Here is a 9,593-nt window from a genome sequence, read left to right as displayed (position 1 = left end):
CGCCCGGGCCGTGTCGACAAGGCCGCGTTTCAGCAGGCCGAACGGATGGGCGGTCAGAAGGCTGTTGAGGACGAGCGACATTTCCGGCACCGCGCCGCGGCCGAGCCGCTCCTCAGGGACGAAAGCGAAGCCCAGCCGGCGGCGTGCCGCCGCATCGAGCGCGCCGACATCCTTTCCCATCATGAAGATACGGTCGGACTTTTCGCGCGGCAGCACCGTCTCGCCCGAGATCAGCGCCGCGAGTTCGCTCTGGCCGTTGCCCGATATGCCCGCGATGCCGAGGATCTCGCCGCCCCGCACCGTCAGGTTGACGTCGGAAAGCGGCACGGCGAAGGGGTCGTCCGGCCGATGGTCGAGGCCGACGATCTCGAGGCGCTTGTCTCCGCCGGAATGCGCGACCGCCGGCATGGGCTGCGGCATGTCGCGGCCGATCATCATGCGGGCGAGGTCGTGCGCGTCATGGTCGCGCGGGTCCACATTGCCGGTGACGCGGCCGCCGCGCAGGATGGTCGCATGGTCGCAGACCGCGCGGATCTCCTCCAGCTTATGCGAGATGAACAGGATGGAAACGCCGCCATCGCGCAGCCGCCGCAACGTCTCGAACAGCTTGTCCACCGATTGCGGCGGCAGGACGGAAGTCGGTTCGTCGAGGATCAGGAGCTGGGGTTCGGTCATCAGGCAGCGGATGATTTCCACCCGCTGCCGCTCCCCGACCGAGAGCGCGTGCACATGGGCGAGCGGATCGACTTCAAGTCCGAAGGCGCGGCCGAGCGCACGGATGCGTTGCGCAAGATCCGATTTGCTTGCGGGCACAACCAGCCGGATGTTCTCCACCACCGTCAGCGTCTCGAACAGGGAGAAATGCTGGAACACCATGCCGATCCCCTTGCGCCTCGCATCTGCCGGGGACGCGAGGGCCAGGGGTTCGCCTTTCCAGATCACCGTTCCGGCGTCGGGCTGCTCGACGCCGTAGATCAGCTTCATCAGCGTCGACTTGCCCGCTCCGTTTTCGCCGAGGATCGCGTGGATCGAGCGCGGAGCCACGTCCAGATCGATGTCTCGATTGGCATGGATCTGGCCGTAGCTCTTGGAGATGCCGCGCAGCGACAGGAGCGGGACGGTCATGGTCACTTGGGCAGCGGCGTGGTGACACCCTTGACGTGCCAGTCCATGGCCACGATCTCGGCCTCGGTCATCGTCTTGCCGGCGGGGACACCCTCGTTGCCATCGGCCTTGGCGATCGGACCGGCAAAGGGCGAGAAGCTGCCGGCGGCGATCTTGGCTTCAACCTCCTTGATTCTGGCCATCATGTCGGCCGGGATACCCGGGTTCCAGTCAACGACCTCGACAACCTTGTCGCCGACACCCAGGAAAGCGTTGCCACCCTTGAAGGTGCCGGCGATGTGGGCGTCGACCGAGGCCTTGAAGAAGGGCGACCAGTCGGTCGCAACACAGCCAAGATAGGTTTTGGGCGCGTATTTCTTCATCGACGAGTTGAGGTTGAAGGCGGGAACGCCGGCCTCCTCGCAGGCCGAGACGACGGAGGGCGTGTCCTGCGCGTTGGAAAAGATCACATCGCATTTCTGCGCCAACAGCGCCTTGGCGGCCTCCTGCTCCTTGGCCGGATCGAACCAGGAGTTCACCCATACGACCGAAACCTCGACATCGGGCCTCACCGCCTGCGCTCCGAGCGTGAAGGCGTTGATGGAGGTGATCAGCTCGGGAATGGCGAAGGCGGAGACCGAGCCGAGCTTGCCGGTCTTTGAAAGCGCGGCTGCCGCCATGCCCATCAGGTAGGTGCCCTGGGAATACTGGGCCGCGAAGGGCGAGAAGTTCGGCGCCACCTGGAAACCGGAAGCGTGCAGCACGGTGACGTCGGGATTGCGGCGTGCGATCTGCAGGGCGCCATTCTGGTAGCCGAAGGAGCCGGCGATCAGGAACTTGTTGCCGTCGGCGACCGCCTTGTTCATGATCCGGTCGGCATCGGGTCCTTCCTGAATGTTCTCGATGACGGTCACCTTCACCTTGTCGCCGTAGGCCGCCTTCACCGGCTCGAGCCCGTCGGCGAGCGCGCGGCCCCAGCCGACATCGCCGACCGGCGACGGGACCACAAGCACGATACCCAGAGGTTCGTCGGCGGCAAACGCGCGGCCGGCCACCGCGGCGACGAGCCCGGAGGCGGCCGCGCCCTTCATCAACGTTCTGCGGGTAAGTTTTGTCAGCATGTCGGTTCCCCTTGTTTTGGTTGCTAAAATTCCACCGTCGCGAGCGCCGCCTCGGCTTGCGCGAACAGCCGGGCCTCGTCGAGGCCCGGGAACTCGCCCTTGGCCCAGACGATGCGGCCGTTGATCATGGTCATGTCGGTCGGCGCGCCGATGCCCACCTTGGCCAGCAGGCTCAGCGGATCGTGCCTGGTGCCGACATAGTCCATGCGCCGCGTGTCGATGGCGAATAGGTCGGCGGCCATGCCGGGCGCCAGCCTGCCGATGTCGCCGCGCCCGAGCAGCGCCGCGCCCCCGGTCGTCGCATAGCCGAGAAAATCGGCCGGCGGCGGCACCGGATGGCCGCGCGTCGACGCCGCCAGGCATTGCAGCATGTAGGCGGAATGGATGCAGTGCATCAGGTTGGAATTGTCGTTCGAGGCGGCGCCGTCGCAGCCCAGACCCACATTGAGCCCGAAGGCCGACATCGCCGGAATGTCGGTGATTTCGGCGCCGACGAGATAGACCGGCTCCGGGCAGTGAGCGACGCCGGTGCCGCTGGCGGCCATCTTGCGCAACTCGTCGTGGGTCAGTTCCCAGCAATGGGCATAGAACGCATCCGGCCCGCAGAAGCCGATCTCCGCGCAATAGTCCACCGTGCGCATGCCGTGACGGGCCTCGATGACCGGGCTTTCGCCCTCGCCGACATGGGTATGCAGGCGCACCCCGCGGTCGCGCGCCAGCGCCACCGATTCCACGAAGGTCTCGCGATAGCAGTTGACCGGCTGGCAGGGCGCGACGACGACCTGGCGCGTGCTGAAAGGACCGGCATCATGATAGGCGTCGATCAGCCGGGCGCAGTCGGCGATGAACTCGTCGGTCGTTTCCAGCATCGCGTCGGGGATGGTCGAGCCTTCCGATTTCGGCAGCGTGTTGCCGCCGCGTCCGGCATGGAAGCGCATGCCGAGGAGTTCGGCCGCTTCGAACTGCCGGTCGACCAGCCGTTTGCCGGCATGCCGCGGAAAGCAATACTGATGGTCGAACGCCGTCGTGCAGCCGTGCTTTATCAACTCGGCCATCGCTGTGACCGACGCGTGGTAGAAGCATTCCTCGGTCAGCCGCGAGAAGACGGGATAGATGCGGTCGAGCCATTCGATGACCGACAGCTTCGTCCAGTCCAGATCGGCGCGGTTGCGCACGAAGCATTGAAAGAAGTGGTGATGGGTGTTGACGAGGCCGGGATAGACAAACCAGCCGGCGGCGTCCCACGCTACCGTCCCGGCGGGCAGCTCCGCCTTGTCGATACCTTCGCCGATGGCGCGTATCGCCGGGCCGTCGGTCAGGACATCGACATTGCGCCGGACGTCAGGACCGTTGCCCTCGTCGACGATGACCGCAGCGCAGTTCTTCAACAGATAGCCAGCCACGTCAGGCCTCGCCGACTTCTGGCACGGGCTCGGGCTTCAGTTCGTGCAGCCGGTGGATGCCGGGCATCTCGATGAAGCCATCGATGGCGCGGATCGCCCGCGACCAGAGCCGGATCGCAGGATAGGGATCGAGCGAAACACCGCCGTCCGGCGCCAGCGCCACATAGGGAAAGCAGGCGATGTCGGCGATCGTCGGCCGGTTCGACGCAAGGAAGCGCTGGCCGCGGATCTGCTGTTCGACAAGGCCAGCCTCCAGCTCCCGCAGGGCCGCTACCCCCTGCCCTTGGAGGACAGCGATATTGCCCGGACGCAGCAGCATCTCGTGCAGGCGCGCGGCGCCCAGGCTGGCGGTAAGCCGGTGCGCGAAGGAAAGCCATTGCTGGACGCGCGCCGCCTGCCCGGCCGTATCGTTGCCCAGCCATTGCGGCGCCACCTTGGCGGCGAGGTAGACCAGCATGGCCGAGGATTCGGTGAGGACAAGATCGCCATCCTCCAGGATCGGGATCGAACCCGCCGGGTTCAGCGCCATGAGCTCAGGACCGCGATGCTCGACACCGGGATGGAAGTCGACAGGGCGGATGTCGAGCGTCACCCCGGTCAGCGCAGCCATGAGGCGCACCTTGTAGCAGCTCGGCGACAGCACGTAGTCGAAGAGCTTCATTGCGCCACCAGTTGCGCGCCGTAGGTGTAGCCATGACGTTTCAGCCAGCGCCGGTAGGCAACCGAGGTGAGGTCCGCTCTCGTGGGGATCTCCATGCCGGGATCCAGCGGCAGCAGCCCCGGAATCTGGTTTTCGAGGATTGACCGGTCCTGGACGAAGATCGTCTGCTGGAAGTGGATGAGGTCCGTCATCGGCGTTTCGTCGTCGAACAGCGCCATCCATGGCCAGACATCGCACAGATCTTCGGCAAGCGGCTGCACGAAAAGCGTGATGACGTCCCATTCACCCGGGCGCGGCGGGCAGGTCTTGTAGAGGATCGAGCAGGTCGGCGCGGGCACGCGATACATGTATTCCGTGGTGATGCCGCCCTCCGCCGACTTGGCGGCCTGCGGCTGGTAGAACTTCACCTGGGTCGCCCAAACCTCGTCTTCGTCCTCCCGGATCTCGACCTTGTAGTTCTGCACCTCGGTGTGCGGTTCGGCCCCCAATATGTCGGTGTGCACGAAAGGAAAATGCGCAATGTCGAGGAAGTTCTCCACCGCGCGCAGCGGCGAGCAGCGCACGCGCACCACCCCGACATCGACGAGCCGGCGGCCGGGCTGATCGGCCTCGGGGATTGCAAACAACGGCTTTTGCGGGTCGCCGAGCGACGACCAGACATGGCCATAGCGGATGCAGGCCGGCAGGGCACGTCCGTTGCCGCCGGTCACCGTCGCGTTCCCGTCTTCGCCGCGCCTCAGCTCGATCGGCTCGCCCATGAGGGCCGTCTTGCGTCCATGCGCGTCAAGCTGGCTGGCAAGGCCGACCGGATACCATTCGTCGATCATCGCGTTACGGGTCATCGGGCGATCCCGCCGCGCGAATTATCCTCGGCCGCCCGCCGCAGCGCCTCTGCGGCCCTCGATGCGGCGATACGCTCGGCCTGACTGCTGCCCTGGTCCACCAGAACATGCATCAGCGTCCGCGCCTTCCCTTGCGGAGCAAGCAGCAGCTGGACGGTCCGGGCATTCTCGGTGTAGCCGAGCAGGCCTCCGTCGGCCTTGGTGCCCGCGACCGCCTCCAGCGCCGCGATGTCCGCTTCCACCATCATCGAGCGCAGGGGGGCGAGGCCCTCGAACCGGGGCGGCCCGGCGGCGGGTTCGCCAACGGAAATCCACATGATACCGCCGCCGTCCTCGACGGGCTGCGTCGCGACACGAATCGTGTCCGGCGGCGCCAGTGCCGGATGGGCCGGAATGCGCAGGCAGTTTCCCGCCTGGGCATAGCTCCAGCCGTGATAGATGCAGGACAGGCTCTCACCGCGCACGAAGCCATGGGAAAGGCGCATGCCGCGATGCGGGCATCTGTCGGCGAAGGCCGCCGCACGGCCGGAACGGCTTCGCCAAAGGGCAATCGGCCCGGCTGGGGATTGCGCCGGGATTACGGTTCCCGCCGGCAGGTCCGCGGAGAGGGCAACAGGCATCCATGAGCCAGTCGGATAGGGCGGCATGCATCAACTTTCAAACGACACCTAGCATCTTCCCGAGCGCGGCTTCGCGGTCAAGGATATGCTAATAAGCTCGGTTACGTTTGCACAACATTTCCTCACTGGCAACAATAGCCTAAAAAAGGTGCATGACGCCGTGGCAGGCAAGACCTGCGACTGCAAAGCTAGCCCGATTCGCTCTCGATCGGCGCCCGGCGAATGGTCTCGACCCAGACATCGATTGGTCCAAGAGAGCACCCCATCTCCATCATGTCGATGAGTTCGGCCGGGCCGGCAACTTCGAGTTCGATCCGGTCGGGACCGGTGACGCATATTGCCTGCGCGAGCCCGAGCTTGGCGGCATGACGCTCGATCCACGGAAGAAAGGATGCCGCCTCGACATCGCCGAGGATCGTCATGCGTTCCCGCGCAGAACGTGGGTTTTGCTCGCTCATCGAGACCTTCATGATTCGTCCGCGGCCGTCACGGCGGGACAGGATACGACTGTTTCGACTGCCGCACAAAAGATACCGGAAGAAGGTAGTGGGGCAGACTACCCAGTCGGTTTGGTGAGTGAAAACGCGAAGACGCCGCGGCCAGCCGGAACGGACTGTCCGCGACGTCGGTGGGCGGCAACCTTCATGCTTGCGTGAGAGCACAGTATTGCCCTTCCTAGGGAAAGGGCATCCGCAGCCACCACTGGCCGTCAGCGAAAAGCAAAAGCGTCAGTCTTGCTCCAGCCAGACCTTCTCCAGATCCATCTGGAAGGTCGGGTGGATGGAGTAGTTCTTCACCTTCTTGCTCATGTGATTGTAGAGCTTCTGCCAATAGGGCTGGATGATGATCCCCGAGTCCTGGATTATGGTCTCGATGTCCTTCATCACTTCCCGCCGCTTTTCGGGCGCGCTTACCGACAGAGCCTCCTTGAGCTTCTTGTCGAACTCCGGATCGGAGTAGCCGGTCTCGTTCCAGGCCTCGCCCGTTCGAAACGCCAGTGCCAGCACCTGGACGCCAAGCGGGCGCATGTACCAAACGGTGACGGAGTAAGGATACTTCGTCCAGTCGTTCCAGAAGGTCGAGCCCGGCAGCACCGTGCGCTTGACCTTGATGCCGGCGTCGCGAAGCTGGGCGGCAATCGCGTCCCCCGTGCTCTTGTTCCAGTCATCGTCGACGGTGATCAGCTCGTGCTCGAAATCCGCCTGGCCGGCTTCCGCCATCAGTTTCTTTGCTCCCGCCGCGTCGCGCGCCTTCTTTGGCAGCGGGTAGTATTCGGGGTGAATCGGGCTGACGAAATGATTTTCGCCGACTGTCCCGCGTCCGGCATAGCCCAGTTGGAGGACGACGTCGTTGTCGACCGCCATCTGGAGCGCGTTGCGCACGCGCTTATCGTCATACGGTTTTTGCGTGACGTTGGTGCGCGCAACCAGCGTCGTCGCGGTCTGGATCTCAGTCTGGTGAAGTCCAAGCCCGTCCAGGATCTCGACATAGTCCGCGCCAGTTTCATTGTTTAGGTCAACCTCGCCAGCCTCGAAGGCATTCACCATCGCGTTCGGGTCGGTTCCATAGTCGATGAACTCGATCCCATCGAGCATCGCTTCTCCGCTCCACCATTTTCCGCTCTCGCGCCGTTTCAAGACTGCCTTCTGGCCGACATCGTAGGAGACGAGCTCGAATGCACCGGTGCCGATCGGTTTCGTGACCGGATTGGCGCCGTCGGCGTCAAAGTTGCGGTGCACGACCAAGGCGGGGTAGTCGGTGAGACCGGCAATGAGCGCGATATCCGGGTCGCTCGGCGAGAGCTTGACCGTGTGATCATCGACCTTGGTAACGGCACCCTCGCGCGCCTTGCCGGTCTTCTGGTCGACCAGGCTGTTGACGCGTGCGGCCATGGAATTGCCCGCCGCCTTCTTGTCGCACCAGCGGTTGAAGCTATGGACGACATCGTCGGCGTTGAAGGCGTCGCCATTGTTCCAGGTCACGCCCTTGCGGATATGGAGCACGTATTCGGTGGCGTCGCTGTTGACCTCCCAGCTTTCCAGAAGCACCGGCTCGAAGGTGAATTCGCGGGTGTACCTGACCAGCGGCTCCAGCCAGGCGCGGCTGATATTGGCCATCTCTACCCAATCATAGGTGCGCGGGTCCTTCTGTTGCTTCACGACCATGGCGACGCGAAGCGTTCCACCCTTCTTGCCTTCCTCGGCGAACGCCGGGGCCGGCGCGGCCAGGCCAACCATGCCGTAGGCAACCGCAGTTGATGCGCCGAATGCGCTGGCCATCGCGAGGAATTCGCGCCGGTCCATAAGGCCCTCACGAACGTCCTTCGCCATACGCGTTATCGCTTTTGGAACGCGGGTTCCGCCGCTTTTGAAAAACTTCATTTTGAGTGCTCCCTGTTGATGATTGCTTGTCTCTCACGCGCTGCCCAAACCAAATGTCGAACCCCTGCATAGCGGCCGGTTTCTCGGACCTCAGGACCGCCGCCTCTCTGCCCGACCCGGCCAACAATGTCGGCTGGCTGCCGGTCTAGATCGACTGGCCAAGCACCCTCCCCTCGTAGATCGCCGCCACGGCAAGCCGCGGCGCCAGCGCGTCGCCGATGACCTTCGGTTTCAGCGCGGGCGCCTGTTCCTCGAGATCGTCCCGTACCCCCGTGTCGGACACGTTGGTGGTGGCCAGGACGAGTGTGTCGGCATCGATCACGGTTTCGGTCCCATCGAGATGGCACCTGACCGTCGCGCCGTCGCCATGCCATGCCTTGACCACCGCGTCGGTTATCCAGTCGCCGCCCGCGCTCTTCAGCCGGGCGCGCGCAACGCCGTCGCTTTCCGTGCGTTGCAGGAAACGGCCTACCACTGGCCAGGACGTAACCACGGTGACGCGATGGCCACGCGCCACGATTTCGAGCGCGGTGCCGAGGCCCCGCCAATCACCCGTGTCATCGATGAGGAGCACATGGTCGCCCAGGCGTGCCGTCCGGGTCATCACATCCTCGACTGACCAGACATTGGGCAAGTCGACCCCTGGAAGGCGGTCCTGCCCAGGCAGTCCACGCTGGAAGCCCGTGCCGGCGGGTTGCGAGCCCGTCGCGATGACGATTTCCTCGAAGTCGCGGCCGGCGACCTCCCCGGCATCGAGCGGTGTATTGAACAGCAGACTGACGCCCAGTCTGGTCAACTGCCGTTCGTACCAGTTGATCAATTCCAGGATTTGAGACCGCCGCGCCTGCAAACCCGCGAGCCTGAACTGTCCGCCGAGTTGCGGGCCGGCCTCCGCGAGCGTGACGCTGTGGCCGCGCTCGGCGGCAACGCGGGCCGCTTCGAGCCCTGCCGGTCCGCCCCCGACCACCAAGACGCGCTTCGGCTGCATGCTCGGCGCGAAGCGGTCGCCACCCCATTCGAATTCGCGGCCGGCCGAGGGGTTGACGAGGCACGAGATCCAATAGTCCCTGGAGCGCCTTCCCCAACACATCTGGTTGCATGAGATGCAGCCGCGAATGTCGGCGTCGCGGCCGCTGGCCACCTTGTTGACCCAGTGCGGATCCGCGATCTGGCCGCGCACGATGCTGACCATGTCGGCCTGGCGCGACGAGATAACCTCGTTGGCATTTTCGGGTGTGCGGATATGGCTTTCGGCCTGGACGCGGGTGTGTTTGCAGACCTCCTTCAACGCATGGGCGTTGGGGGCGCCGAGCTTGTCGGGGAAGAGGAACGTCGGCATGACCGAGGAGTGATCGAAGTAACTGCCGGTGCCGCAGCTGATGTAGTCGATCAGGGCGCGCGCATCATGATAGGCGGCAATCTCCTGGAGCAGCTCCGTGTTCATCCCGACTTCAACCGAGG

General features: G+C 64.6%; 9 protein-coding genes. All 9 read right to left on the bottom strand.

Annotated elements, in window-relative coordinates:
* Positions 1-1,125: ATP-binding cassette domain-containing protein (locus EN742_RS13360; RefSeq protein WP_128332897.1), on the bottom strand; the 1,125-nt coding region annotated here is incomplete at its 3' end.
* A 2-nt stretch (positions 1,126-1,127) separates the two neighbouring features.
* Positions 1,128-2,222, bottom strand: coding sequence for a BMP family ABC transporter substrate-binding protein (locus EN742_RS13355; protein ID WP_189347630.1), 1,095 nt, complete (start codon positions 2,220-2,222; stop codon positions 1,128-1,130).
* A gap of 26 nt (positions 2,223-2,248) precedes the next feature.
* Complete coding sequence (locus EN742_RS13350) at positions 2,249-3,628, bottom strand: amidohydrolase (protein ID WP_126056427.1); 1,380 nt, start codon at positions 3,626-3,628, stop codon at positions 2,249-2,251.
* A gap of 1 nt (position 3,629) precedes the next feature.
* Positions 3,630-4,289 carry a glutathione S-transferase family protein gene (locus EN742_RS13345; protein WP_126056428.1) on the bottom strand — a complete coding sequence of 220 codons (660 nt, stop codon included), beginning with the start codon at positions 4,287-4,289 and terminating at the stop codon, positions 3,630-3,632.
* Positions 4,286-5,131 carry an aromatic ring-hydroxylating dioxygenase subunit alpha gene (locus tag EN742_RS13340; RefSeq protein WP_126056429.1) on the bottom strand — a complete coding sequence of 282 codons (846 nt, stop codon included), beginning with the start codon at positions 5,129-5,131 and terminating at the stop codon, positions 4,286-4,288. The genes EN742_RS13345 and EN742_RS13340 overlap by 4 nt, the downstream gene beginning before the upstream one ends.
* The gene (locus EN742_RS13335) at positions 5,128-5,778 is read right to left on the bottom strand and encodes a Rieske 2Fe-2S domain-containing protein (protein WP_126056430.1); all 651 of its coding nucleotides are present in this window, start codon (positions 5,776-5,778) and stop codon (positions 5,128-5,130) included. The genes EN742_RS13340 and EN742_RS13335 overlap by 4 nt, the downstream gene beginning before the upstream one ends.
* Positions 5,779-5,939: 161 nt before the next feature.
* A complete protein-coding gene (locus EN742_RS13330) occupies positions 5,940-6,209 on the bottom strand; it encodes an acylphosphatase (protein WP_126059235.1) in 270 nt (89 codons plus the stop codon).
* Positions 6,210-6,479: 270 nt separating this feature from the next.
* Positions 6,480-8,132: an ABC transporter substrate-binding protein gene (locus EN742_RS13325; protein ID WP_126056431.1), complete on the bottom strand. Its 1,653-nt coding sequence runs from the start codon at positions 8,130-8,132 to the stop codon at positions 6,480-6,482.
* A gap of 145 nt (positions 8,133-8,277) precedes the next feature.
* The coding region (locus EN742_RS13320; protein WP_128332896.1) for an FAD-dependent oxidoreductase at positions 8,278-9,593 on the bottom strand (1,316 nt) is incomplete at its 5' end.

Source organism: Mesorhizobium sp. M4A.F.Ca.ET.020.02.1.1, from assembly GCF_004022645.1.
Lineage (GTDB): Bacteria > Pseudomonadota > Alphaproteobacteria > Rhizobiales > Rhizobiaceae > Mesorhizobium.
This window is presented reverse-complemented; position numbering and strand designations above follow the sequence as displayed.

What these genes read in the sequence shown, in the direction of transcription:
- EN742_RS13345 (WP_126056428.1), bottom strand. Translation starts at nt 4,289, where the DNA reads ATGAAGCTCTTCGACTACGTGCTGTCGCCGAGCTGCTACAAGGTGCGC.
- EN742_RS13340 (WP_126056429.1), bottom strand. Translation starts at nt 5,131, where the DNA reads ATGACCCGTAACGCGATGATCGACGAATGGTATCCGGTCGGCCTTGCC.
- EN742_RS13335 (WP_126056430.1), bottom strand. Translation starts at nt 5,778, where the DNA reads ATGCCGCCCTATCCGACTGGCTCATGGATGCCTGTTGCCCTCTCCGCG.
- EN742_RS13330 (WP_126059235.1), bottom strand. Translation starts at nt 6,209, where the DNA reads ATGAGCGAGCAAAACCCACGTTCTGCGCGGGAACGCATGACGATCCTC.
- EN742_RS13325 (WP_126056431.1), bottom strand. Translation starts at nt 8,132, where the DNA reads ATGAAGTTTTTCAAAAGCGGCGGAACCCGCGTTCCAAAAGCGATAACG.